This window comes from Pseudomonas sp. REB1044, from assembly GCF_038813925.1.
GTDB lineage: Bacteria > Pseudomonadota > Gammaproteobacteria > Pseudomonadales > Pseudomonadaceae > Aquipseudomonas > Aquipseudomonas boreofloridensis.
Genome location: NZ_CP046139.1, coordinates 741368 through 765652, shown reverse-complemented (window position 1 = coordinate 765652; position 24285 = coordinate 741368). Strand labels below are relative to the sequence as shown.

The 24285-nt window shown below is 65.7% G+C and carries 21 protein-coding genes and 1 pseudogene; 7 read left to right on the top strand and 15 right to left on the bottom strand.

Features of this window, described 5'->3' with window-relative positions:
* Window positions 1-189: 189 nt before the first annotated feature.
* Entirely contained in the window at window positions 190-1095 is a 906-nt protein-coding gene (locus tag GKC70_RS03580; RefSeq protein ID WP_342650460.1) for a LysR family transcriptional regulator, read from the top strand.
* A 247-nt stretch (window positions 1096-1342) separates the two neighbouring features.
* On the opposite strand, the gene GKC70_RS03575 is transcribed toward GKC70_RS03580, so the two are convergent.
* Genes GKC70_RS03575 through GKC70_RS03550 form a run of 6 tightly spaced genes read right to left on the bottom strand, consistent with a single transcriptional unit; the run spans window position 1343 to window position 5987 of the window.
* The gene (locus GKC70_RS03575; RefSeq protein ID WP_342650459.1) at window positions 1343-1993 is read right to left on the bottom strand and encodes a hypothetical protein; all 651 of its coding nucleotides are present in this window, start codon (window positions 1991-1993) and stop codon (window positions 1343-1345) included.
* A 2-nt stretch (window positions 1994-1995) separates the two neighbouring features.
* Window positions 1996-3447, bottom strand: coding sequence for a M48 family metalloprotease (locus tag GKC70_RS03570; protein ID WP_342650458.1), 1452 nt, complete (start codon window positions 3445-3447; stop codon window positions 1996-1998).
* A 24-nt stretch (window positions 3448-3471) separates the two neighbouring features.
* Window positions 3472-4134, bottom strand: coding sequence for a hypothetical protein (locus GKC70_RS03565; RefSeq protein WP_342650457.1), 663 nt, complete (start codon window positions 4132-4134; stop codon window positions 3472-3474).
* A complete protein-coding gene (locus GKC70_RS03560; protein WP_342650456.1) occupies window positions 4127-4783 on the bottom strand; it encodes a hypothetical protein in 657 nt (218 codons plus the stop codon). The genes GKC70_RS03565 and GKC70_RS03560 overlap by 8 nt, the downstream gene beginning before the upstream one ends.
* A 58-nt stretch (window positions 4784-4841) precedes the next feature.
* Window positions 4842-5507 carry a hypothetical protein gene (locus GKC70_RS03555; RefSeq protein WP_342650455.1) on the bottom strand — a complete coding sequence of 222 codons (666 nt, stop codon included), beginning with the start codon at window positions 5505-5507 and terminating at the stop codon, window positions 4842-4844.
* Window positions 5508-5537: 30 nt separating this feature from the next.
* A complete protein-coding gene (locus tag GKC70_RS03550) occupies window positions 5538-5987 on the bottom strand; it encodes a hypothetical protein (RefSeq protein ID WP_029615174.1) in 450 nt (149 codons plus the stop codon).
* A 180-nt stretch (window positions 5988-6167) separates the two neighbouring features.
* Here GKC70_RS03550 and GKC70_RS03545 point away from each other — a divergent pair, with 180 nt between their 5' ends.
* Window positions 6168-7112: an AraC family transcriptional regulator gene (locus tag GKC70_RS03545; RefSeq protein WP_342650454.1), complete on the top strand. Its 945-nt coding sequence runs from the start codon at window positions 6168-6170 to the stop codon at window positions 7110-7112.
* 12 nt (window positions 7113-7124) lie between these two features.
* On the opposite strand, the gene GKC70_RS03540 is transcribed toward GKC70_RS03545, so the two are convergent.
* Window positions 7125-7859: a GntR family transcriptional regulator gene (locus GKC70_RS03540; RefSeq protein ID WP_342650453.1), complete on the bottom strand. Its 735-nt coding sequence runs from the start codon at window positions 7857-7859 to the stop codon at window positions 7125-7127.
* A gap of 125 nt (window positions 7860-7984) precedes the next feature.
* On the opposite strand from GKC70_RS03540, the gene GKC70_RS03535 reads away from it, so the two are divergent.
* The 4 genes and pseudogenes from GKC70_RS03535 to GKC70_RS03520 all read left to right on the top strand — a co-directional run bounded on the left by GKC70_RS03535 (window position 7985) and on the right by GKC70_RS03520 (window position 13566).
* On the top strand, window positions 7985-9340 hold the full coding sequence (locus tag GKC70_RS03535) for an adenylosuccinate lyase family protein (protein WP_342650452.1): 1356 nt from the start codon (window positions 7985-7987) through the stop codon (window positions 9338-9340).
* A 66-nt stretch (window positions 9341-9406) separates the two neighbouring features.
* Window positions 9407-10707 (top strand): annotated as a pseudogene (locus GKC70_RS03530) (cation:dicarboxylase symporter family transporter).
* Between the two features lie 15 nt (window positions 10708-10722).
* The gene (locus tag GKC70_RS03525; RefSeq protein ID WP_342650451.1) at window positions 10723-12111 is read left to right on the top strand and encodes a class II fumarate hydratase; all 1389 of its coding nucleotides are present in this window, start codon (window positions 10723-10725) and stop codon (window positions 12109-12111) included.
* Between the two features lie 492 nt (window positions 12112-12603).
* Window positions 12604-13566, top strand: coding sequence for a transposase (locus GKC70_RS03520; RefSeq protein WP_342649421.1), 963 nt, complete (start codon window positions 12604-12606; stop codon window positions 13564-13566).
* A 183-nt stretch (window positions 13567-13749) separates the two neighbouring features.
* Here GKC70_RS03520 and GKC70_RS03515 read toward each other — a convergent pair whose 3' ends face one another.
* On the bottom strand, window positions 13750-15393 hold the full coding sequence (locus tag GKC70_RS03515; RefSeq protein WP_342650450.1) for a methyl-accepting chemotaxis protein: 1644 nt from the start codon (window positions 15391-15393) through the stop codon (window positions 13750-13752).
* Between the two features lie 177 nt (window positions 15394-15570).
* On the opposite strand from GKC70_RS03515, the gene GKC70_RS03510 reads away from it, so the two are divergent.
* A complete protein-coding gene (locus tag GKC70_RS03510) occupies window positions 15571-16575 on the top strand; it encodes a hypothetical protein (RefSeq protein ID WP_342650449.1) in 1005 nt (334 codons plus the stop codon).
* Between the two features lie 5 nt (window positions 16576-16580).
* On the opposite strand, the gene GKC70_RS03505 is transcribed toward GKC70_RS03510, so the two are convergent.
* The 7 genes from GKC70_RS03505 to tesB all read right to left on the bottom strand — a co-directional run bounded on the left by GKC70_RS03505 (window position 16581) and on the right by tesB (window position 24258).
* Complete coding sequence (locus GKC70_RS03505) at window positions 16581-17606, bottom strand: PDDEXK nuclease domain-containing protein (protein ID WP_342650448.1); 1026 nt, start codon at window positions 17604-17606, stop codon at window positions 16581-16583.
* 149 nt (window positions 17607-17755) lie between these two features.
* Complete coding sequence (gene gabP / locus GKC70_RS03500) at window positions 17756-19147, bottom strand: GABA permease (RefSeq protein ID WP_342650447.1); 1392 nt, start codon at window positions 19145-19147, stop codon at window positions 17756-17758.
* A 261-nt stretch (window positions 19148-19408) separates the two neighbouring features.
* Complete coding sequence (locus tag GKC70_RS03495) at window positions 19409-20170, bottom strand: ABC transporter ATP-binding protein (RefSeq protein WP_342650446.1); 762 nt, start codon at window positions 20168-20170, stop codon at window positions 19409-19411.
* A complete protein-coding gene (locus GKC70_RS03490; protein WP_342651460.1) occupies window positions 20167-21240 on the bottom strand; it encodes an iron ABC transporter permease in 1074 nt (357 codons plus the stop codon). Before GKC70_RS03490 ends, GKC70_RS03495 begins: the two co-directional genes overlap by 4 nt.
* Entirely contained in the window at window positions 21237-22352 is a 1116-nt protein-coding gene (locus GKC70_RS03485) for an ABC transporter substrate-binding protein (RefSeq protein WP_116889294.1), read from the bottom strand. The genes GKC70_RS03490 and GKC70_RS03485 overlap by 4 nt, the downstream gene beginning before the upstream one ends.
* Window positions 22353-22801: 449 nt before the next feature.
* Window positions 22802-23392, bottom strand: a complete 591-nt coding sequence (locus tag GKC70_RS03480) for an HAD family hydrolase (RefSeq protein WP_342650445.1) — start codon at window positions 23390-23392, stop codon at window positions 22802-22804.
* Window positions 23389-24258 (bottom strand): acyl-CoA thioesterase II, encoded by an 870-nt coding sequence (tesB, locus tag GKC70_RS03475; protein WP_039580443.1) that lies wholly within the window; start codon window positions 24256-24258, stop codon window positions 23389-23391. Before tesB ends, GKC70_RS03480 begins: the two co-directional genes overlap by 4 nt.
* Window positions 24259-24285 lie beyond the last annotated feature (27 nt).

The window sequence follows — 24285 nt, the reverse complement described above, 5'->3', positions numbered from 1 at the left end:
GTTATTGTGTGAGGAAGCAGTGCCAAGCGGCGACCTGCAGGCTCTGCGCGACCGGCTTGCCGCTTACGGCTCGCCGCTCGCCACTGCCCTTCAACCGATGATGCGAGGCGCCCGGCATTCTGTGAATTTGCATTTGCGTAAGCCAGCGTTCATAACTCCCGAACGCCATCACCGTGACAGGACCTCCCCATGCACTTCGATCTGGCAGACCTGCGGCTGTTCATCCACATCGGCGAGTCGCCGAGCCTGACCCAGGGCGCGCGCCGCGCCTTCCTCTCGCCGGCGGCGGCCAGCGCGCGGATCAAGGCGCTCGAAGCGCAGCTCGACACGCGCCTGCTGTACCGCGACAGCCGTGGCGTGGAGCTGACCCCAGCCGGGCACACGCTGCTCACCCACGCGCGGCTGATCATGCGTCAGGTGGACTATCTGAAAGCCGAGTTCACCCGCTTCGGCACCGACTCGGCCGGGCATATCCGCATCTTCGCCAACACCACGGCGGTCACCGAATTCCTGCCCGAGGTGCTGGCCGGTTTTCTCGCCGAGCGCCCTGGGGTCACGGTGGACCTGCAGGAGCGGCTGTCACGGGACATCGTGCGCGGCGTGCTCGACGGCAGCAGCGACATGGGCATCATCGCCGGGCCCGTGGAAGCGTCGGGGTTGCAGGTGATGCGCTTCAGCACCGACCGTCTGGTGTTGATCGTGCCGGCCGGCCACGAGTTAGCCGGGCGGCGGCAGGTGACGTTGAAGCAGACCCTGGCCTACCAGCACATCGGCCTGCACGACGGCAGCACGCTGCTGACCTTTCTGCGCGACCATGTCGAACGCATGGGGCAGAGCTTGGCGCTGCGCATCCAGATGTCGAGTTTCGAGGCGATCTGCCGGATGGTCGAGGCCGGCGTGGGTATCGGCATCATTCCCGAGTCGGCGGCGCTGCGTCACAGCCGCACCATGAACCTGGTGACCATCGCCCTGGACGAATCCTGGGCGATCCGCGAGCGCAGCATCCTGGTGCGCGAACTCGATGCCCTGCCCGGCACCGTCCGCGCGCTGATCACCACGCTGATGCCGGACGACGCACCCGTGCCGATGGTTTAGGACCCGGCCTGGTGGCGGGGCGGTGTGTCAGGCCGTTGCGTATCGTCTGCCTTGCGGCCGCTGCGCGCCCGATCGCGACACAAGGCCGCTCCTACACGAATCTGAGCTGCGCACCGATCGTTGAACACCTGTCCACTGTTCAGGCGTGGCTCAGGCCTTTGTAGGAGCGGCCTTGCGTCGCGATGGGCCGCGCAGCGGCCCCTATCAGAATGAGGACTGTGGGCACTCCACAGGCCAATTCAACCCCTCACCCCTGTGCGTGCAACGCGTCAAGCCGGAGCTTGGCCTGCGCGCAGGCATCGTAGGCGCGCAAGAGATCCATCAACGCCTGCGCATCCAATGACTGGCCCTGGTGCGTCAGCCCGTAGCAGATCAACGTCACCTGCGGTTGGACACCATCTTTGACCTTGGCCCTGGGCATCCAAGGCCCCAGCCGATTGCGTGGGCGCGGCAGGACTGTGCCTGGCTTGAGGGTGAGCACGATGTGCAGGTCCCGCCCCTGCCTGACCCGCCCCTCGACCAGGTCGACCAAGGCCAATTCCCGGTCCAGGCACGCGAACCACAACCGCTCATGGGTCAGGCGCAGCAGCGCCTGCTGCCCCGGGTCACGCTGCAGCCACAGGCTGCGGATCGCCAACGCGGCTAACAGCCATAGCGGCACGCTCACCGGCCAGGCATCCTTCAGACACCAGAGCGCCAGCCCGGACAACACCACCACACCCACCGCCAACATCCCGCGCACCTGGGGCGACTGCGTCAGTTCGGTCACCTCCGGCACGGCCGCCAGTTGGGCCTCGTGCTCGGCGATGGCTGCACGACGGCGGGCGTCCATGCGTGCGTCGAACTCACGCCCCAGCGACTGCACCAAATCGTCGAGCGAAGCGCAATCGCTACTCATGCTCAAGCCCCTCGGCTGGGCGCCTGCTGGGCACCGAGCAAACCTTCGAACCAGCGCCGGTCTTCCTCGCTGGGCACCCGCGTGGCGGTCGCCAACAGCTCGGCGTCGGCCTTGACCTTCAGTTCACGCAAACGCAGCGCGGTCGGTGGATGGCTGTCGAACGGGTGGGCCAGGGCGTGTTGCAACACCTGCTCGTCCAGCACCAAGGGATGCTCGCGCAGATGCCCCTGCCAGGCCTGCAGCAGGTTATCGCCTCCGCGCGCCGCCAACACCTGGGGCAACGCCTCGTCCAGGGCGATGATCCGCAACAGCGCCTGGCCAAACACCTGCGTGCCGGCCACCTGGGCCCCGACACGGTCCGCCGCCAGCTCCTGCACCCGGCTCCAGTGCTGCACCGCACGCTCGAACTGCTCCAGGAACTGCCCCGCCATCCACAGCGCCGGTCGTTCCAACCACGGCGGCGGGCCATCGTCCTCGGTCAGGCTGGCGTAGTGCGCGCACATCAGGCCGAACTGCGCAGCCAGGGCACTGCTGCGCTCGGTGTCCTGGGAACGGAAATGCCCCAGCTCGTGGCCGATGATCGCGGCGGTCTCGGCCTGGCTGAGTGCGCATAGCGCGGTGAGCGGCAGGTACAGCGTGCGACCGTGCAGCGCTTGACCCGAGGGTTGTAGGACCACCGGCACGCTGGTGACGAAGAACGACTGGTCCAACCCCACCACCAGATGGTTGGGTGTCGGCGCCCCGACCTGCTCGGCCAGGCTGCGCACCCAGGCCCACACCGCCGGCGCCTGTTGCAGGCTCAGAGGGCGTCCCAAAAAGCTCGACGATGGCGACTCCAGCACCGTCCACTGCCGACGCAAGCGGTCGATCATCACCACGCCAGCACAGATCATCGAGACCATGGATAGCACGATGATCAGCGCGCTCAAGCCGCCTTGCTTGAAGTTGCTGTAGCCCCAACTGATCTCGTACAGCAGCGCCAGCCCCAGCGCGCCCACCAGCAGGCCGGTGTAACCGATCAGGCAGCGTCCCAGCACGTGCCAACTGCGTGCCAGGCGCTGTTCCAGAAAGTCTTGCGAAAGCCGCGCCCGCCAGGCGTCGATGCGGATCTTCAGCCAGGTGCCGACGCCTGCCAGCAGCGCCGCCACCGCCAGCCAGTACGCCAACTCGCCCAGCCAGGCGCGCAGGTGCAGCGAGCCGGCGTCGGCGTCGACCAGGTCGATCTGGCGCTGGAAATACCGGGCGCGATCTTCAGGGCGGATCACGTCATTGCGCTCGCGCGCCGACAGTTTTGCCAGCAAGGTGTCGTCGGACGTGGCGATCCACTGGCGCATGATCTCGGCGGTTTCCAGGTCATGGTTGGCGCGCCAGGACTGCTGGGCGGTCCAGGCCATGAGCAGCAGTGGCAGCAGGATCACGGGCAGCGCCCACCACAGGCGTTTGGTCAGGTTCACCGGCGTATCTCCAACTCGATGACTTCAGCGCGCAGCACCGAAGCGCTGCACCTGTGGATAGAGCTCGCCCAGGGTGCGCCGCGCCTGCGCCGCTTCGATGTAGTCCAGCAGCAGGGACGTCAGCGCCTCGAAGTCGATGCGCTGGCCGTTGAGGGTGGCAACGCACAGCCAGAGCTCTACACTCAGGCCGCCGGCCACCGGATGGGCATCGGGCGCGGTCAGCGACTTGAAGCAGGCGGCGTGCAGCGCCGGTGCGCGGGCGTGCGCGGCGACTCGAAAGGTCAATACCGTTCTCAGGTGACGCTGGTCGATCTCGAAGCCCGAAAAGGTGTGCAGTGGCACCGCACCGTTCGAGTTGGAGAACGTCAGGGTGTCCGGGGTCAGGGCCAGGACACACTGGCCATGCCGGCGGCGCAACGCTTCGGCCAAGGCCAGCGCGGCGACACCGGCCAGCACCAGCGCCAGGCTGACACCCCAGGCCAGCAGGAACACGGGCTTGCCGGGCGTGATGCCGATCACCACGAAGACCCACGACAACCAGCCTCCCAGGGCCACCATCAGCCCGCCGAACACCGCGCAGGCCAGCGACTTGCCACGCGAGGACTCACGGATCTCCAGACGCTCGGTCGGCCCGTCGGCCAGACGCTGCAGGTCGATCAGATGCGCTTCGCGAGCGGCTTCATCCACGCGGCTGTACCACCGCGAGCTGACGCTCGGCGCAGGCGGCATCGCGATACGCTTCCAGCAACGCCGACATCTCGCGGACCGAGACCTTGCGGCCTCCACTCATCAAACCGGCCGACATGATGCGGATGCAGGGCTCGGGCTCCGTATCGACCACGGCCTGGTCGGCGAAGAACACCATGTGCCGCACCCGGTGGGTCGGCAGGATGGCCTCGCGGCTCAGGGTCAATTCCTGGGTGGTGAGCAGGCCCTCTTCCTTGACGCTGATGTCTTCGACATCGGCCAGGTCCACCGGCGCCGACAGGGTATCGACCCAGACCTGACGACGGGTCAGGCGCATGAACACCTGGGTACCGGCGTTGCGGTGCTGCCAGAACAGGGCGGCACCGAACAGCACCAGCGCCCCGCCGCACAGCACCACCAGCAGCTTGCCGCTGGAGAGGCCGAAGAACACACCGCCTACGCCGGCCAGGGCGATCACCGGTCCCCACCGTTTGTAGCGGGGAGCGTTGGTGAACTCGGTCTGCTCGGGCACGCGCTCGAGGGTCTGCTTGAGCTCGGCGATCACGCGGCCGAGCTGGGCCTGGCTGGACCCTGAGGCGTCGCTGCCGGATGGTTCGTTCAGCGGGTCGGGTTTTTCTGGGTTATTCACGCAAAACACTCTCTGGATAGGGGAAAGCGACGCTGAAAAGCGTTTCGATGCGGCAGCGTCATCCCTGACGCAGCAGCAGGTCCAACTGACGCTGCGCACGCGCAGCATCGCGGTAGGCGGCCAGGATCGCGCCCATTTCATCCACATGCACCCGGCGTCCAGCGGTCATGATGCCGGCGGACATGATGCGGATATGCGGGCGCGGCTTTTTCAACGCCATGGCCTGGTTGCCGAACAACTGGAATTTCGCGGCACGGTGGGTGGGCAGTGCAGCCTCGCTGCTCAGGTCGAGCTTCTGCTGCATCACCTGGCCTTCGTCCTTGACGCTGATGTCCTCGACATCAGCCATTTCCACCGGCGCCGACAGCGAGTCGACCCACAACTGCCGGCGATTCAGGCGCATGAACACCTGCGTGCCAGCCGTGCGGTGCTGCCACGACATCACCCCGAACAGCACCGCCATGATCACGCCAAGCCAGGTCAGGCCAGCGCTGCCGGTCTTCATCCCACCGAAGGCGATGGCCAGGCTGACCAGTAGCAGGATCGGCCCCCACACCTTGAAACGCGGCGTGTTGGTGAACTCGATCTGCTCGGGCACCTGGTCGATCACCTGTTTCAGCTCGGCGATCACCTGCTCGCGCTGGGCAGCGCGGGACTGGTCGTATTCGGCGCCAAGCGAATCGGACAGTGCGTTAAGCGAGTTAGGCTGGTCTGGCGTGCTCATGGGCAAGGCTCTCGGCAAAAGGAGGGGTAGTTATTTTTGTGCGTTCAGGTAATCGGTCAGGAACGCTTGAGCATTGCCCTGCTCGGACAACGACTCGGAGTAACCCAGTTTCAGCGCCTGGGCTTCACCCGGCAGGTACAGCTCGCTGGCGGCCCAACTGTCCGAACCCTGGATCACCAGCGCGGCGAATTTCTGGCCATCGACGGTGGTGTAGTAACGGGTGGCCTTGTCGGTCTTCTCGACCTTCATCTTCTGGATCTTCATGTTCCAGTCGTGGTCCACGCCCTCGACCTGCACCAGGGCTTCGTTGGCGCTGCGCTCGCCGATGCGCAGGGTCCACACCTTCACGCCTTGCTCGCCAGCATAGGCCACCACCTTGTCGGCCACGGGCGGACGATCCTCGGCCTGGGCCTGCGCGATGCCCATGAACAGGGCTACGGAAGTGGCCAGTACGGCCGCCCATCTACGATACGTCAGCATGCTCGTCGCTCCTCGGAGGTCAAAAGTGGAGTATTGAAGTGGACCCCCAGGGAACTGCCAAGCCATTTGGCCGTCTCTCACAACTAACGGCCCGCCACTCACAACGGCTGACGGTAAAGATGTGGACGCGTTAACATTGCGCACCGCGTCACTCACCTCATTCACAGACGCGCTCGCCCCATGAACAGCCCGAACCCCTATCTCGACACCCACTTCAGCTTCGACAGCCCGTCATCCCTGGCCCAGGCCGGTGTGTTCGACCGCCGCACGGCGCAGGTCATGGGCAGCGCGGTGGGCCACTATCATGCGCATACCGTGCGCGAGCACCTGCAGTACTTCGACTGCGACCTGCAGTTCCCCGAGCCACTGCGCATCGAGAAGGTGTTGCCCGGCAGCCTGTGCATCGTCCAGGTGCTGGACGGCCAGTGGCAGCACCGTATCGAGGGTCGGCTGAACCAGTACGAAGCCGGCACGCCCCATGTGCTGGGCCTGAGCGAGAGCATGCTGGCGGTCGACACCCTGGCCCCCGGCAGCCACGCGCGCATGGCCGGGCTGCGTGTGGCCGGCCCTTACCTGCGCGAGTTGGCCGAGGAAGATCCAAACCTGCGCCCGTTGCTGGCGCTGCTGGGCGATGGCATGAGCTTCAGCGCCCTGCCCGCCTGCCCCGCCGTGGGCCGCCTGCTCGAACAGCTCTACCACTGCCCGTACCACGGCGCGCTCAAGCGCTTGCACCAGGAAAGCCTGAGCCTGGCCGTGCTGGTGGAGTTGGGGGCGCATGTGGCCGGCCGCGTAGCCCCGCCCGACGCGCCGCAGCGCGGCCAGCAGGACCTGGCTCACGAGGCTCGGCGTCTGCTCGACGAACACCTGGCCGATCCGCCGACGGTACTGGAGCTGGCGCGCCAGCTAGGGGTCGGCGAAACCACCCTGCGCCGCGCCTTCGCCAAGGTATTCGGCCAGTCGATGCTGCAGTACTTGCGCCAGCAGCGCATGGAGCTGGCGCGCACGCTGTTGCTGCAACGCAAATGGCAGGTGGCGCAGATCGCCTATCGCCTGGGCTACGCCAACCCGGCCAACTTCAGCAATGCCTACAAGGCCTACCACGGCCACCCGCCCGGCATGGCCTGAGCGCCGCTGCGCTCAGCGCTGGGCGCGGGTCATGTGCATCACCAGGGTGAAGCGGTCGCGTGGGTAGACGGTTTCGGACACCGAGATGATTTCACCGGCCTGATCGCGGTAATGGCGGATGATGTTCAGTCCCAGATCGCCGCTGGGTGCTTTCAAGCTCGCGCTCAGCTCGGCGGTGAGCTGCACCGGGCTGACCTCCTGGTCCACCGACTCGATGCTCTTGGCGAAGGCCTTGCCGATCAAGGCGGCGATCAGCTCGCCCGGATGCGCCTCGGCCTCGGCCACCACCTCGGCGAAGCGCTGTTCGGCGTAGACGTCGGTCCAGCACAGCGGATAGCGCCGCTCGCCACTTTCGACCTTGATGCTCGACACGCAGAAGTAATGCCCGCCCGGCGTTAGCCCCAGGCGCTTGGCCAGGGCGATGTCGGCCACGAAATGGCGCACGCCCTGTATTTCACGGACATGGGATTCGGCCACCTGAACCAGGTCGGTGATCGAATCGATCGCCTGCGAATAACCGCTGCGCGGCTCCGCCGCCTCGACCCGCGTACCGACCTTTCGTCGCCGCGAGACCATGCCCTGGCCCTGCAACTGGTCGATGGCCGCCCGCACCGTGTGCCGCCCCACGCCGTACAGCTCGCACAGCTCAAGCTCGGTGGGCAGCAGCGAGCCGACCGGGTGATCGCCACGGGCGATCTTGTCGGTGAGGTCTCTGGCGATATCGGAGTAGCGGCCACGGGTGCTCATTGACGGCTCATGTTCACGGAAGGCAAAGGGTTGACAGTGTACCAAATGTGGCAGACCATTTTGTTCGGATGTATTAAATAAGTTCGATTAATTTCGGACAAATACCGAACAAGAAAGGATCCGCCATGTCCACCACCGTCTTCGATTCCGCCCTGTTCCGCGACATGTTCGGCACCGCCGAAATGCGCGGCGTGTTCTCCGACAAAGCGCTGATCGAGCGCTACATCGAAGTGGAGATCGCCCTCGCCCGCGCCGAGGCCCGCTGCGGCGTGATTCCGGCCGCTGCCGCCGACGAAATCGCCGCCAAGGCCACCTACGCCTCGCTGGACCTGGCGCTGATGCAGCACGAGACCGAGATCGTCGGCTACCCGATCCTGCCCTTGGTCGAGCAACTGTCGAAAACCTGCGGCGAAGCCGGACGCTACGTGCACTGGGGCGCCACCACCCAGGACATCATGGACACCGCCGTGGTCTTGCAGGTGCGCGCCGCCCTGGTCATCGTCGAACGCGATATCCAGGCCGTGCGTGGCCTGCTCGCCGACCTGGCGCAGCGCTACCGCGACACGCCGATGGCCGGTCGCACCCACTTGCAGCACGCCCTGCCGATCACCTTCGGCTACAAGTGCGCGGTGTGGCTGAGCATGTTCGACCGCCACGCCGAGCGCCTGGTCGAGCTGCGCCCACGGGTGGAAATCGGTCAGTTCGCCGGCGCCGCCGGCACCCTCGCCTCACTCGGCGACAAAGGCCTGGACGTGCAGGAAGCGCTGATGGCCGAGCTGGGCCTGGGCGTGCCGCAAGCCACCTGGCACGTGGCCCGCGACGGCCTGGCCGAAGCCCTGAACTTCCTCGGCCTGGTCAGCGGTTCGCTAGGCAAGGTCGCGCTGGACGTGATGATGATGATGACCAGCGAGCTGGGCGAGGCCTACGAACCCTTCGTCAAAGGCCGGGGCGCCAGCAGCACCATGCCGCAGAAACGCAACCCGATCTCCTGCGAGCTGATGTACGCCGCCGCCAAGGGCGTGCGCCAGCAGGCCGGGCTGATGCTCGATGCGATGATCCAGGACTTCGAGCGCTCCACCGGCCCGTGGCAGGCGGAATGGATCGCCATTCCCGAAGCCTTCGCCCTCACCGCCGCCTCCTTAGGCCAGGCCAAGTTCATGCTCGCCGGCCTGGAAGTGCGCACCGAGCGCATGCGCCAGAACCTGGACATGACCCGTGGGTTGATCGTCGCCGAAGCGGTGATGATGGGCCTGGCGCCGGAGTTGGGTCGCCAGGTCGCCCACGACGTGGTGTATGCCGCGTGCCGCGTGGCCAACGACGAAGGCGTCAGCCTGCTCGATGCGCTGCTGCGCGATGCCGAGGTCAGCGCGCGCCTGCCACGCGCCGAGCTCGAACGCCTGACCGACCCGGCCAACTACCTGGGTCTGGCGCCGCAGATGGTCGACCGCGCCCTGGAGCGCCAAGGCCGCGTGCCGCGTTGATGCAAGACGCGGGCTGTGTGCAGCCCGCGTGGTTTTCTCGACAACGACAACAATGAGAATTCGACCATGTCATCTGCCCCTGCAAAACCCTTCTACCGCGACCTGACCTTCCAGGTGGTCGCGGCCATGCTCATCGGCATCGCCTTCGGCTTCATCGCCCCGGAGCTGGCGGCCAAGTTCAAGATCCTCGGCGACATCTTCCTCAAGCTGATCAAGACCGCCGTGGCCCCCCTGGTGTTCTTCACCGTGGTCCACGGCATCGCCTCGGCCGGCGACATCCGCCGCGTCGGCAAGGTCGGTATCCGCGCGCTGATCTACTTCGAGGTGGTCTCCACCCTGGCCCTGGCCATCGGCCTGGGCTGGGGCAACCTGATCGACATCGGTTCGGGCATGCATGGTGCCCATCCCAACAGCGCCACCTCGGCCGCTGCCGCTGCCGCCGTGGCCAAGGGACACGCGCCGCAGTCGACCCTGGACTTCATCTACGGCATCTTCCCCGACAACTTCGTCGGCGCCTTCGCGGGCGGTCAGTTGCTGCAAGTGCTGGTGATCTCGGTGCTGTTCGGCTTCGCCCTGCTGGCGCTCAAGGCCGAGCGCCGCGCGGTGGTCGAGGACGGCCTGAACCGCGTCTCGGAGTGCTTCTTCGAGTTCATCAACCTGATCATGAAGCTCGCCCCGCTGGGCGCCTTCGGCTCGGTGGCCTACGCGGTGGGCAGCAACGGCACGGCGGTGCTGATGTCGCTGGCCAACCTGGTGCTGATGTTCTACGTGGCGGTGCTGTTCTTCATCTTCGTGATCCTCGGCACCGTGTGCCGCCTGTGCGGCTTCAGCCTGTGGCGCTTCCTCAAGTACATCAAGGATGAAGTGTTCATTGTGCTCGGCACCGCCTCGTCGGAAAGCGCCCTGCCGCGCCTGTTGCAGAAGCTGGAGAAGTTCGGCTGCTCCAAGCAGAGCGTCGGTCTGGTACTGCCCACCGGCTACGCCTTCAACCTCGACGGCACGTCGATCTACATGTCGCTGTGCGTGCTGTTCATCGCCAACGCCTATGGCGTGCCGCTGAGCTGGGAACAGCAACTGGGCATCATCGCCATCATGCTGGTGACCTCCAAGGGGCGGCGGCGGTGTCCGGTGGCAGCTTCGTGGTGTTCGCCGCCACCGTCACGGCCATCGGCAACCTGCCGGTCGAAGGCCTGGCGCTGCTGTTCGGGGTGTACCGCTTCATGTCCATGGCCATCGCCACGTGCAACACCATCGGCAACAGCGTGGCCACCGTGGTGGTCGCCAAGTGGTCCGGCGAGTTCTCCGAGCAGCAGGCCCAGGGCGAGTACGAGCGGGTACTCGGACGTGCCTCGGCGGCGCCGCTCTGAGCCATGGAGAAGCCCATGCAAGCCTTTCGTCTGGAACACGACGCCTTCGGCGCGGTGCAGATTCCCCAGGACAAGTACTGGGGCGCCCAGACCCAGCGCGCCATCGGCGTGTTCGGCGCCGGTCGCGAGCAGTTCCCGCCCGCGCTGGTGCATGCCTTCGGCCAGCAGAAGCTGGCCTGTGCCCGCGCCAACCGGCGCCTGGGCACACTGGACGCGGCGCTGGCCGAGGTGATCGAGCAGGCCGCGCAGGCGCTTGCGGACGGCCACTTCGACAGCCACTTTCCGCTAACGCTGTGGCAGACCGGCTCCGGCACGCAGACCAACATGAACGCCAACGAGGTGATCGCCAACCGCGCCAACCAGTTGCTGGGCCAGCCTTTGGGCGGCAAGACGCCGGTGCACCCGAACGATCACGTCAACCGCTCGCAGTCGTCCAACGACACCTTCCCCACGGTGATGCACCTGAGCACCCGCCTGGCCTTGAGCCAGGCACTGCTGCCGGCGCTGGTGCAGTTGGAGGCCGCGCTGCAGGACAAGGCGCAGCAGTGGCAGGCGGTGCTGAAGATCGGTCGCACGCATTTGATGGATGCCGTGCCCATGACCCTGGGCCAGGCCTTTGCCAGCTTCGCCGCGCAGATCGCCCATGGCATCGAACGCGTGCACGGCTGCCTGCCCCGGCTGAGCAGCCTGCCCCAGGGCGGCACGGCGGTAGGCACTGGACTGAACGCACCGCCAGGCTTCGCCGAAGCCTTCTGCGAAGCGCTGTCGCAGATCACCGAGACCCCGTTCACCGCCAACCCGTGTGCGTTCGAGGGCATGGGTACCCACGATGTGTTCGTCGAAGTGTCGGGGGTGCTCAACGTGCTGGCGGTGTCGCTGAGCAAGCTGGCCAACGACATTCGCCTGCTCGGCTCCGGGCCGCGTTGTGGGCTGGGCGAGCTGATCGTGCCGGACGACGGGCTGACGTCCTCGATCATGCCGGGCAAACGCAACCCGACGCTGGCCGAGGTGCTGGCCCAGGCCTGCATGCAGGTGATGGGCAACCACACCACGGTGACGGTGGCCGGCGCGTCCAGCCTGTTCGAGCTGAACGTGGCGAAACCGGTGATCATCCACAACGTGTTGCAGTCGATCAGCGTGCTGAGCGAGAGCATCGTGCGTTTCACCGAGCATTTGCTGCTGGGTCTGGAAGTGGATCGCGCGGTGCTGGCGCGCAACGTGGAAGGCTCGTTGCTGCTGGCCACGGCGCTGAACCCAGTGCTGGGCTACGACCAGGTGGCGCGCATCACGCGCAAGGCGGCCGATGAAGGACTGACACCGAAACAGGCCGCCGTAGCGCTGGGCCTGCTGACCGAACAGGCTTACGACGCACATGTTCGGCCAGACCAGATGGTCGGGCGCTGAGGCCAGTAGGTTCAGCTTCGCCGCGGCCATTGCCGGGACCGCTCTGCGGTCCAATCGCGGCAAAAGGCCGCTCCCACAAGCTGGCCGGTGTAGGCTCAGACAGCCTGGGCGGGCCTCGTGCGCTGAGGCCTTTGCGGGCAACTGTCATGCTCAATTTCTGGCAGCTCGCACGCTCTCGTGGGAGCGGCCTCGTGTCGCGATTGGACTGCGCAGCAGTGCCAGGTTTTCAGCTTCGCCGTGGCCATTGCAGGGACCGCTCTGCGGTCCAATCGCGGCACAAGGCCGCTTGTATGGTGATACTCGAAGGGGTGGTGGGACGAAAAGGCCGAATCTGACTGTCCACAAACAGTACAGACCGTGGGAGACCTCGCCCCACCCCTTCACCAAAGCGCCGATAAAGAATGCATCGTTTGCAAGCGACGATAGAAGCAAGCCAGCGCCTCTTGGTGAACCCCCTCCGAGCCCAAAAACCATACCGTGGGAGTTCAGGTCATGGCAATGCGAGTCGAGAAGTTCATCATTGGCGTCGATGTCGCCAAGGTCGAACTGGTCAGTTACTGCGAGGACACTGCTCAACAACACGCGTTTAAAAATACCAAGCCTGAGATCCGCAAATGGCTGGCACTTCAGCCTGCCAATACGGCCATCTGTGTTGAAGCCACCAACGTTTATCACCTGGACTTGGTGGAGATGGCTTACGAAGTGGGTTTTGCCGTCTATGTCGTCGATGGGTTCCAGCTGAGCAACTACCGAAAAGGAATTGGCGGGCGTGTCAAAACCGATGCGTCTGATGCCTGTCTACTCGCCCGTTTCCTTAATCGTGAGGGCAGTGCGCTTCGTCCTTGGACGCCCCCTCCAGCCGTCTACAGCAAGCTCCAGAGCCTTCTGCGACGCCGAGCAGCACTGGTGTCGGCACGCACCAGCCTGACCCAGAGCTGGGGAAACGAAGTGTCCCTCAAAGAAGCCTTCAAAAGTTTTGCCAAGCACTTTGCATCGCTTGATCTGCTGATTCAAAAGCGTTTGAAGACATTAGTGAGAGAGGCAGGGCTGAGCGAGCAGGTTGCCCGCTGCCAAGCAGTTGAAGGCATTGGTTTTCTAACGGCTGTCGCTTTGGTCACTGCCTTCATCCGTGGCGACTTTAAGCGAAGCGACTCGTTCATCGCTTTTCTGGGTATGGATCTGGAAGTTTCCGAATCAGGCCAGAAATGCGGACGCAGACGCTTGACCAAGCGCGGCTGCTCAGAAGTGCGTCGACTCTTGCACAACGCCGCCATGTCCGCTAGCAAGACCGAGGCCTGGAAGGAGGTCTATGAACATTATCGGAGTACAGGTAAGGCAACCACTCAGGCCCTGGTCATCCTGGCGCGAAAGCTGGCCAGAATTGCATTCGCCTTGATGAAGACTCAAGGCGAATACGTGAGCAAAGGCGGCAAAAAGCATTGCCCACAACCATAGAATCTCCCACAAGTTGGCCGGTGTAGGCGCAGACAGCCTGGGCGGGCCTCGTGCGCTGAGGCCTTTGCGGGCAACTGTCATGCTCAATTTCTGGCAGCTCGCACGCTCTCGTGGGAGCTGCCTCGTGTCGCGATTGGACTGCGCAGCAGTCCCAGGTTTTCAGCTTCGCCGCGGCCGCTTGCGTTAGCGGAGGGTCTTGAAGAAGCCCATGCGCTGGCCCAGTGCATCGGCCAGCGCCAGCAACTCCTGGCTGTCCTGCACCAGGCGCGTGGAGCCGGCCTGAACCTGCTGCGACGAGCCCTGGATGCGCTGGATATCCTGGCCCAGCAGCGTCGCCGCCGTGTCCTGCTGCGAAGACGCCGTGGCGATCTGCTCGTTCATCCGACTGATCGCCGCCACCTCGCGGCGGATCTCGTTCAACGAACGCTGCGCCACCTGCGTGCGCTGCACTGTCTCCTGGGCCAGCTCGCGGCTGCTGCCGACGATCTGCGCAGTCTTGCCGGCGCCGTCCTGCAACTTGCCGATCATGGCGCTGATCTCGCGGGTCGATTCCTGGGTGCGGTTGGCCAGCGAGCGCACCTCGTCGGCGACCACCGCGAAGCCCCGGCCGAACTCGCCGGCGCGCGCCGCTTCGATGGCCGCGTTGAGCGCCAGCAGGTTGGTCCGTTCGGCGATCGAGTTGATCACCTCGATGATGCTTTCGATGGCCTGGCTGTCCGAGGCCACTTGCAGCACCGCCTCGCTGGCCGACTCCAGCACCTGGGACAACGCCTGCATCGAATCGGCCGTGCCTTCGACCACGGTCTTGCCGGCGTCCACTTCCTGGTCCGCGGCGGCGGACGCTTGCGCAGCGGTGGCGGCGTAGGCGGAGATCTGGTTGATCGCGGCCACCAGTTGGGTCACGGCGCTGGCCATCTGCTGGGTGTCGTCACCCTGCTGCTGCATGCGCCCCTGGTTGTCCGATGCGTTCTGGCGCATGCGGCTGGAGGACTCGACCAGGTCGCTCGCCACCTGGTTGACCTGGGTGACGATCTCGGTGAGGTGACGGTTGGTGGTGCCCAGCGCGCCCATCACGCTGTGCGGGTGCTGGCTGCGCAGGTTCGGGTCGATCTGGCCTTCGGCCAGGCCGCGCAACAGACGCGCCACTTCCTCAGGCTCGGCACCGAGGGTCGAGCGGATGCTGCGGATGATCAGCAGGGAGGCGACCAGGCTCAGCAACGCGGCCAGAGCCACCGACCACAGCATCAGCCCGGCGAAGCCCGAGGCACTCGCACGCACCTGGGCGATGTCGTGCACCACGTCCTTTTCCTGGAAGTCGATGAAGGCGTTGATGCTGCGCAGCCATTCCTTGTAGTCCGGCCCCACCTGAGCCAGCAGCAGTGCCTGGGCCTGGGCGAAATCGCCTTGCCGGCGCAGTCCAAGCAACTGCGCGGTGGCCGCCTGGGCGCTGCGTTCGGCGACCTGGATCTGCTGCTGCAGACGCAGTTCTTCGGCACTGCCCTGCCCCTCGCCGAGCATCTTGGCCAACGGCGCGGCCGAGGTCTGATAGACGTCGTCCAGACGCTGGATGTCCTGGAGAATCGGCGTCAATTGGCTATCCTCGTGCACCAGCACCGCGTCGCGCAGGGCGATGGCGCGGTCGTGCACGCTGCCGCGCAGGTTGATGGCATAGCGCTGTTTGACAGTGGTCTGGCTGCTGACCTGGGTCAGTCGCTCGTCGATGCCGCCGACTCGCCGCACGCCGATGGCCGTGACGATCAGCATCAAACCCACGACCAATGCGAAGCCGAAGGCCAACCTTTTGGTGATACCGATCTTGCCGAACATGTTCATCCCCAAGCGCTAAAAGCTATTTGCCAGCATTCTCTACGAGAATCTGGGACGCGCGTATTAAAAAACTGCCTATGGGATGAATTGACTGCGCACATGGCTCGCGCGCACGGCGGGCAGGAACTAGCATCGAAGGCACGCGGTTTACCATCGCTGCACATTGAGGTTGCCTGCATGCCACACGCGCTCCGACGCTTTCTGCTCCTGCTGTTGACCAGCCTGCTGAGCGCCCAGGCCTTGGCCGCCCCCCAGACCCTGCGCCTGGGCACCGCCGCCCCCTACGCCTTCCTCGCCTTCGCCAACGACGACCTGCAGCGTGCCAGCCTGCCCGTGCAGCGGGCGGTGATCGTGCTGCACGGCGTGCGCCGCAACGCCGACGACTACTACCAGGCGGGCGAGCGACTGCTGAGCGCGGCGGGGCTGACCGCCAACGACACCCTGCTGCTGGCGCCGAACTTCCTCACCGTCAACGACCGCCTCGCCACACCGGACATGCCGTTATGGCCCAAGAACCTGTGGATGCAGGGCACCGAATCGCGCAGCGGGCGTGCAGGCATCGCCGGCTTCAGCGTGCTCGACGATCTGCTGGCCTACCTGAGCGACCGCCAGCACTTTCCCGCGCTCAAGGACATCCTGGTGATCGGCCACTCCGCCGGCGGCCAGTTGCTGCAGCGCTACACCCTGCTCGGCGCCGGCGACCAGGGCTTGGGCGCGCGCGGTATCAACGTGCGTTACCTGGTGTCCAGCCCGTCGTCCTACCTGTACCTGGATGCCAACCGCCTGCGCGATGGCGTCTTTAAGCCGCTGGCCAGTCACGATTGCCCTGACTACAACCACTACCGCTACGGTCTGGAGCAGGCGCCGGCGTACTTCACTCGCCAAGGCCTGGACGCCGTGCAGGTGTTCCGACGCTACGCCGCGCGCGACGTGACCTACATGGTCGGTCAGCTCGACGACAAGCCGGACGACCCGGTCATGGATCACGCCTGCGGCGCCGCCGTTCAAGGCGCCACCCGGCTGACACGCCAGCTCGCCTACCTGCGCTACGAGGCGTTTCTGGCCCAGCAGTGGCAAACGCCCGTCGCGCATCGACAGTTCCAGGTGCAGGGCGTCGGCCACAACGCGGCGCGGCTGCTGGTGGCCAAGGACGTGGTCACGATGGCGCGCGCGCCGCACTGACACCCTCAGCCGGCGTCGAGGGCGTAGAACTCCTGCAACTTGGCCTGAAGCAGTGCCTTGTCCGGCAGCTGGGTCTGGTACTCGGCCACCAGCGCCGGGCTCATGCTGCGGTTGAGGGCATACTCGACCACTTCGTCATGCTGGCTGGCACACAGCAGCACACCGATGCTCGGGTTCTCATGGGGTTTGCGCACCGTGCGGTCCAAGGCCTCCAGGTAGAAATTCAACTTGCCCAGGTGCTCGGGCTCGAAGCGTCCCACCTTGAGCTCTACCGCCACCAGGCAGTTGAGGCCCCGGTGGAACAACAGCAGGTCGAGGGCGAAGTCGCGTCCACCGACTTGCAACGGGTACTCGGCGCCGACGAAGCAGAAATCGCGCCCCAGCTCGATGAGAAAACGCTGCAGACGCTGCAACAGGCCTCTGTGCAGGTCGGCCTCGGCGTGGGTGTCCGGCAGGTCGAGGAACTCGAGCAAGTAGGTATCGCGGAACACCGACAGTGCCTGCGGGTGAGCGTCGGCTAGGGAGGCCGAGGCCTTGACCGGATCGGTGACGCTGCGCTCGAACAGGGCGGTGCGCATCTGGCGTTCGAGTTCGCGACTGGACCAACGTTCGCGTACCGTCATGCGTAAGTAAAACTCCCGCTCTTCCGGTCGCTTGCTCTGGGTGAGGATGGTCAGGTTTTGCGTCCAGGGTAATTGTGTCAGCAGTGCTGACACTTTCTCGTCGTAACGATAGGCCTCGTAAAACTGACGCATGCGAAACAGGTTCCGTCGGGTAAACCCGCGCAACCCCGGCTGCGTCCGCGCCAGGTGTGCGGCCAACTGAGTGACCACCGCATCGCCCCATTCGGCGCTCTCGATCTTGCGGCTGATGTAAGCACCGACCTGCCAATACAGCTCGATCAAGTGCGTGTTGACCGCCTGCAGGCAGCGCTGGCGCGCGCCGTGAATCAGGGTCACCACTTCGGCGAAGCGGTCTTCGCCCTGACCTTGCGGTGAAGTGTTTTCGGGCGTGTTGCGGGGTGTGGACATGGGCGCACTCCTGGCAGGAAGGTAAGCCAGGAAGCCTATCCAAGGGCGCCGCTCAATCGCTGTCGGACCGCTCCGAGTGGGCTGTGGTAAACGACAGAGGGGCGCCCGGTAAAGGCGCCCCTCTTCACATCGAGTTACACGCGCGGCGTTCAGCCCATCGAGCCCGCCACGATCTTGCGCGCATGCCCACGGGTGGTGACGATGCCCAGGAACGAGATCAGGATCGCCAGGCTCAGGGTCGCGCTGACTTCGGCACGATGTTCCTCGGTGAACATCATCACCGCCAGCGCGCAACTGATGAACACGATCACGCCCCAGGTCAGCCAGGGGAACAGCCACATGCGGAACTTGAGTTCGGTGCTTTCGCGCTCCAGGCGACGGCGCATGCGCAGTTGCGAGATGGCGATGACCAGGTACACCAGCAAGGCGATGGCGCCGGAGCTGGCCAGCAGGAACTCGAACACGCCTTTGGGGGCGAAATAGTTCAGCACGGCGATGGCGGCGCCGATCAGCGTACTGCCGAACACCGCGGCACGAGGCACACCCACTTTCGAGGTGTGCTTGAGCAGGGCCGGCGCGTCGCCGCGCTTGGCCAGCGAGTACATCATGCGCGAGGCGATGTAGATCGACGAGTTCATGCAACTGGTCACCGCCACCAGCACCACCATGTCGACCATGAAGGCGGCGTTGGGGATGTTCATGATCTCCAGCGCGCGCTGGTAAGAACCCACCACGGCCAACTGCGGATCATTCCACGGCACCACCGAGATGATCACGAAGATCGACAGGATGTAGAAGGTGCTGATCCGCCAGATCACCGAACGGGTGGCCTTGGCGATGTTGCGCGACGGGTCGCTGGACTCGGACGCGGCGATGGTCACCGCCTCGGTGCCGATGAAGCTGAACATCACGGTGATGAACGCACCGATCACCGCCGACCAGCCGTTGGGGGCGAAGCCGCCGTGTTGCGCCACCAGCGTGCTCAGGCCACTGACTTCGCGGTTGGGCAGCCACCCCATCAGCGCGGCGAAGCCTAGGCCGATGAAGCCGAGGATCGCGGTGACCTTGAGAATGGCGAACCAGAATTCGAACTCGCCGTACTTGGCGACGCTGAACAGGTTGGTGCACGCCAATAGCAGCACCGAGGCCAGGGCAAAGATCCAACTGTCCACTTGCGGGAACCAGGCGTTGAGCACGTGCCCGGCGGCGAGCGCTTCGATGGGAATGACCAGCACCCAGAACCACCAGTACAGCCAGCCGATGGTGTAGCCGGCCCAGCGGCCAATGGCCTGGTCGGCGTAGGTGGAAAACGAACCGGTGTCGGGATGGGCGACAGCCATCTCGCCGAGCATGCGCATCACCAACACGACCAAGGTGCCGGCAACGAAATAGGAAAGGATGGTAGCGGGGCCGGCGGCCGCGATGGCGTGTCCGGAGCCGACGAAAAGTCCTGCACCAATGATGCCCGCGATGGACAGCATCGTTACATGACGTGGCTTGAAACCTTGAGCAAGGTTGCCATCAGTACCCACGGTGTTCATTGATATTGTTCTCTTTTTGCTGACACAAGTAAGGACGGGCAGGCGTAGGCGGAAACGATCTCCTTTTAAAACAATGAATTGCACGCAGTCCACGTGATGTTGTTGAGGTTGTTCACGGGTTGACGGACTGCGGCGTCGAAGTGGGCTTCATTCAAACAGTGCGGGTGCAGGGCTAATTGTTCGAGAGCGCCGCGAAGGTGTTCGATCACGACACCGGTTATCCGCGCACGCCACCGAGAGGGGCGCCGCCTGCGTCAGGACTCAGCGCAGCGCCCGGTCCACCAGCACTTGCAGGCGGCCACGCGAGCATTGTTCGACCCGCGCCTCGACGCCGTACACCTGCGCCAGCAAGTCCGGCGCCAACACCTGGGCCGCAGTGCCGCAGGCCACCACCCGGCCTTTCTCCAGCATCACCAGGCAATCGGCATGGCTGGCCGCCAGGTTGATGTCGTGCAGCACCGCCACCGCCAGCAGGCGATGGCGCACGACACGCTCGCGCACCGCATCCATCACCCGCAGTTGGTAGTGCAGGTCCAGCGCGCTGGTGGGCTCGTCGAGCAGCAGCACCTGGGGGTTGCGCGCCAGCAATTGGGCCAGGGCCACCAACTGGCGCTGGCCGCCGGACAGGCTGTCGAGCCCCTGCTCGGCCAGGTGCTCGATGCCGAGTTGGCGCAGCGCCTCGTACGCCGTGCCCAGCACGTCCTGCGCCGCGCCCACGCGCAGTGCGGCGACGATGCTCTCCAATACGCCCAAGGCCAACCCCGGCGGCAACTGCTGGGGCATGTAGGCCAGGCGCCGGGCGCGCTCGGCGAACGGCAGGCGGGTGACGTTCTCGCCGTCGAGATGCACGGCGCCCTGCATCCGCTCCAGCCCGGCCAAGGCGCGGAGCAAGGTGGACTTGCCGGCGCCGTTGGGCCCGACCAGCGCCACCAGGCTGCCGGCCGGCAGCTCCGGCAGGCTCAGGCCCTGGATGATCGAACGTCGGCCATAGGCCACCGAGACCTCGTCGATACGCAGACTCACAGTCGCCTCCCGCGCTTGAACACCAGCACCACGAACACCGGCACGCCGACCAGCGCGGTGACGATGCCGACCGGCACGATCACCCCCGGCAGGATCAACTTGCTGGCGATCGACGACAGCGACAGCAGCAGCGCCCCGACCAGGGCGCTGGCCGGCAACAGGAAGCGCTGGTCCTCGCCCACCAGCAAGCGCGCGATGTGCGGGCCGACCAGGCCGATGAAACCGATGGTGCCGACGAAGGCCACGGCGGTCGCCGACAGCAGGCTGATGCGCAGCAGCGAGGCCACACGCAAGCGTCGGGTATCCACACCGAAGCTGCGCGCGCGGTCCTCACCCATGCGCAGCAAGGTCATGGCCGACGCGCTGCGCAAGGAAAACGGCATGACCAGCGCCAGCACCGCAGCGAGGATGCCAAGCTTCTGCCAGTTGGCCCGGGCCAGGCTGCCGAGGGTCCAGAACACCAGTTGCTGCAACACGTCCTCGGTGGCCAGCAGTTGCAGCAACGACACCAGCGCGTTGCAACTGAACACCAAGGCGATGCCGAACAGCACCAGGCTTTCGACCCCCGCGCCGCGCAGCCGCGACATGCCCTGCAACAGCAGCACCGACAGGCACGCGAAGACGAACGCCATCACCGTCACCTGGGCGCTGGGCGAGAGCCAGGCCACGCTCAGCGGGTAGGCGATGGCCAGCGAGGCGCCGAGCGCGGCGGCCGACGACACGCCCAAGGTGAACGGGCTGGCCAGGGGGTTGTCGAGGATCGCCTGCATTTCGGCGCCGGCCAGCGCCAGGGCCGCGCCCACCAGCACCGCCATCAGCGCATAGGGCAGGCGCACGTTCCAGATGATCACCCGCTCGGTGGCGCTCAGCGTGCTCGGGTCGAACACCCCGTGCAGCAATTGCCCCAGGCCCATGCCCGAGGCGCCGCTGGCCAGGTCACCGAGCACCGACAGCAGCAACAGCACGGCCAGGCCGCCGACCAGTGCGGTACGCCGCCACAACAGGCGTCGATACTGCCAGGCCGCCTGTTCGACGCCTGGCAGCGCCTGGGCCTGGGCCTGGGCCGTCACTGGGCGTCGATCCAATAGTGGCCGTCCAGGCCGACTTCGAGCATCCGGTTGATCTGGCCCATGGTCGCCTGCGGGTCCAGGTCCTTGAAGCGCTCGGGGTGAATCCAGCGGGCCATGGCTTCGATGGCCAGGATGTTGAACGGCGAGTTGTAGAAGTCGTGCCACAGGCCATGGGCCTGGCCCTCGCGGATCGGCCGCAGCGGCGCGAATTCGGGGCGCGCGGTGATCTTCGCCAGGCTCTGGCGTGCGCTGTCGGCGCTTACGCCAGCCCCGAGCAGCACGCCTGGAGCACGGTTGCCGGTGGCGATGTAGACGTCCGGGTCGGCCTTGAGCACATATTCGACGCTGACATCGCCCAGCGCGCCGGGCACCACGTCGGCGGCGATGTTATGCCCACCGACTGCCTCGACCACGCTGCCCAGGCCGCTCTTGCCCGTGGTATGGCCCGGCGCCTGCCAGACACCGGCCAGCAGTTCGAGGAACACCTTGGGCCGCTGGCTGGGCTCGAGCCCCGCCAGCGCATCGGTGACTCGCTTGAGGTGACTGTCGTAGAAGCTCAGGTACTGCTGCGCTTGCTGCTCACGGCCGAGCAACGTGCCCAGCGCTTGCAGGCTGACCCGGGTGTTCTCGATCGGGTGCACGCGGAAATCGATGAACAGTACGGGAATGCCCGCCTGCTCCAGCAGGTCGGCCACCGGGCTGTGCTGGGTCGGCCCTTCGCCGGCGATGCTGAAGATCGCCAGGTCCGGCTTGAGCGCCAGGATCTGCTCGGCGCTGACGCTCTGCTCCGAGGCCTGGCCGATCAGCGGCAGCTTGGCCACCTGTGGATAACGCTTGGCGTAGACCTCATAGGTGTGCGGGTCGAGCAGGCGCATGTCGTTCTGCCAACCGACCACACGCTGGAACGGGTTGTCGCGGTCGAGCAGGGCCAGGGCGAAGAACAGCCGGCCCTCGCCGAGGACGATGCGTTGCGGCGCGTGGTCCATCTCGACCTTGCGTCCGAGCACGTCGGTGACTTGGGTGGCGCTGGCGGTCTGGGCGATGCCCAGTCCGGCCGCGAGAAAGACCACGAGCGGCAGCAACTGCCGCGCGCGACGGAGAATGGCGGACATGCGAGGGCTCCTGCGACTGCGGATGCGTGACAGAGAATCGGTCTCATTCAAGCCGCGCATTCTAGTCGCCGCCGTGCCCTGGGCAGCGTGTCGGAATGTAATGGAATGTCATGCGCTGGCGCGGTGACTGTGAGGCCGTACCACCCCATGCTCCAGGGGTTTATGCGGACATCGCGCAAGCCAACTGTCTTTCACCTACCACCGACCCGCGGTCTTGCTTAACTTCTTGGGGGCTGCACGATCTCGTGGGAGCGGCCTTGCGTCGCGATTGGACCGCAGAGCGGTCCCGGCAATGGCAGCGGCGAAGCTGAAAACCTGGGACCGCTACGCGGTCCAATCGCGACGCAAGGCCGCTCCCACAAAACCGCGCTGGACGCTGGAGATCATGCGCTGCAGATGAACAGCAAACGCATGTTCACGCGGTGTCGCAATCTCGGCGCCAGCGGCCGTCAGTCCAACATCGCCTTCAAGGCCCGGCAATCCGGGGCGTGCCAGTCGGCCAGGCCCGGCCAAGGGTTGTCCGCCAGGTTCACCAGGACCGTGCCGGCACCGGCGGCGCGACCGCAATCCAGGTCGTGGCGGTGATCGCCGACCATCAGCAATTGCGTGGGGGCCACGCCCCAGGCCTTGGCGATGTGCAGCAGGCCTTCGGGTTCGGGTTTGGGCGCTGCTTCGTCGCGACCCAGCACCTGCTCGACGGGGAAACAGTCGGCCAAGCCAATCGCCTGCAAGGTGATATGCGCCAGCTCGCGGGCATTGCGGGTGAGGATCGCCAGGCGACAGCCCCGCGCCGCCAACTCGCGCACCAACTCCACGGCGCCGCTGGCAGCGGTCGAGGTCAGCGCCAGTTCGCGCTCATGCTCCAGCAGCCAGGCGTGCTTGGCGGCCGCCTCGGCCGGCGGCAGCGCGGCGAGATGGCCCAGGATGTCGTCCTCGGGCGGAATCTGCAGCGTGCGGCGGATGGCGGCGAAATCGTGCACCGCCACGGTGAGGGTGCCGTCCATGTCGAACACCCAATGGCGCGCCTCGTGCAGCTTCATGCCCAGTCCTTGCGGTGGCGGATCAGGCCTTCCTGGGTGGTCGAAGCCACCAGTTGCCCGGCGCGGTTGAAGATGCTGCCGCGGCTGAAGCCGCGGGCGTTGCCGGCCCAAGGGCTGTCGGTGGCGTACAGCAGCCACTCGTCGGCACGCAGGTCGCGGTGGAACCACAGCGCGTGGTCGAGGCTGGCGATCTGCATGTCCTTCTGCCACACCGAGCGGCCATGGGGCAGCAGTGCAGTGGTCAGCAGGCCGAAGTCCGAGGCATAGGCCAACAGGTACTTGTGCAGCGCTGGAGTGTCGGCCAGGTTGCCGTCGGCGCGGAACCAGGCGTACTTAACCGGATCGCCGGGCTTGGGGTCGAACGGATCACGCTCGGTGACCGGACGGATCTCGATGGGCTTGGCGCACAGCACCTTGTCGCGGATGCGCTCGGGCAGCTTGTCGGCCATGGCCCGGGCCAGTTCTACTTCGCTGGGCAGGTTTTCCGGCCCGACCACCTCGGGCATCGTCGCCTGGTGCTCGAAACCGCCCTCGTCGTACTGGAACGAGGCGCTGCAGGTAAAGATCGGATTGCCCTTCTGGATCGCCGTGACCCGGCGCGTGCTGAAGCTGCCACCGTCGCGCACCCGGTCCACCGAGTACACCACCGGCATGCTGGCATCGCCCGGGCGCAGGAAGTAGCCGTGCAGCGAATGCACGTGGCGGGCGTCCTCCACCGTCTGGCTGGCCGCCGACAGCGACTGGCCCAGCACCTGGCCGCCATACAGTTGGCGGAAGCCCAGGTCCTGGCTGCGACCTCGGAACAGGTTTTCTTCGATGGGTTCGAGGCTCAACAGGTCGACCAGGTCGTCCAGTACGTGGCTCATCGGCGATGTCTCCTACGGCATTGCGGC

Bases quoted from the DNA above. Each gene is read 5' to 3' on its own strand.
- GKC70_RS03580 (WP_342650460.1), top strand. From the start codon at position 190: ATGCACTTCGATCTGGCAGACCTGCGGCTGTTCATCCACATCGGCGAG.
- GKC70_RS03575 (WP_342650459.1), bottom strand. From the start codon at position 1,993: ATGAGTAGCGATTGCGCTTCGCTCGACGATTTGGTGCAGTCGCTGGGG.
- GKC70_RS03555 (WP_342650455.1), bottom strand. From the start codon at position 5,507: ATGAGCACGCCAGACCAGCCTAACTCGCTTAACGCACTGTCCGATTCG.
- GKC70_RS03550 (WP_029615174.1), bottom strand. From the start codon at position 5,987: ATGCTGACGTATCGTAGATGGGCGGCCGTACTGGCCACTTCCGTAGCC.
- GKC70_RS03545 (WP_342650454.1), top strand. From the start codon at position 6,168: ATGAACAGCCCGAACCCCTATCTCGACACCCACTTCAGCTTCGACAGC.
- GKC70_RS03540 (WP_342650453.1), bottom strand. From the start codon at position 7,859: ATGAGCACCCGTGGCCGCTACTCCGATATCGCCAGAGACCTCACCGAC.
- GKC70_RS03535 (WP_342650452.1), top strand. From the start codon at position 7,985: ATGTCCACCACCGTCTTCGATTCCGCCCTGTTCCGCGACATGTTCGGC.
- GKC70_RS03525 (WP_342650451.1), top strand. From the start codon at position 10,723: ATGCAAGCCTTTCGTCTGGAACACGACGCCTTCGGCGCGGTGCAGATT.
- GKC70_RS03520 (WP_342649421.1), top strand. From the start codon at position 12,604: ATGGCAATGCGAGTCGAGAAGTTCATCATTGGCGTCGATGTCGCCAAG.
- GKC70_RS03515 (WP_342650450.1), bottom strand. From the start codon at position 15,393: ATGTTCGGCAAGATCGGTATCACCAAAAGGTTGGCCTTCGGCTTCGCA.
- GKC70_RS03510 (WP_342650449.1), top strand. From the start codon at position 15,571: ATGCCACACGCGCTCCGACGCTTTCTGCTCCTGCTGTTGACCAGCCTG.
- GKC70_RS03505 (WP_342650448.1), bottom strand. From the start codon at position 17,606: ATGTCCACACCCCGCAACACGCCCGAAAACACTTCACCGCAAGGTCAG.
- gabP (WP_342650447.1), bottom strand. From the start codon at position 19,147: ATGAACACCGTGGGTACTGATGGCAACCTTGCTCAAGGTTTCAAGCCA.
- GKC70_RS03485 (WP_116889294.1), bottom strand. From the start codon at position 22,352: ATGTCCGCCATTCTCCGTCGCGCGCGGCAGTTGCTGCCGCTCGTGGTC.
- GKC70_RS03480 (WP_342650445.1), bottom strand. From the start codon at position 23,392: ATGAAGCTGCACGAGGCGCGCCATTGGGTGTTCGACATGGACGGCACC.
- tesB (WP_039580443.1), bottom strand. From the start codon at position 24,258: ATGAGCCACGTACTGGACGACCTGGTCGACCTGTTGAGCCTCGAACCC.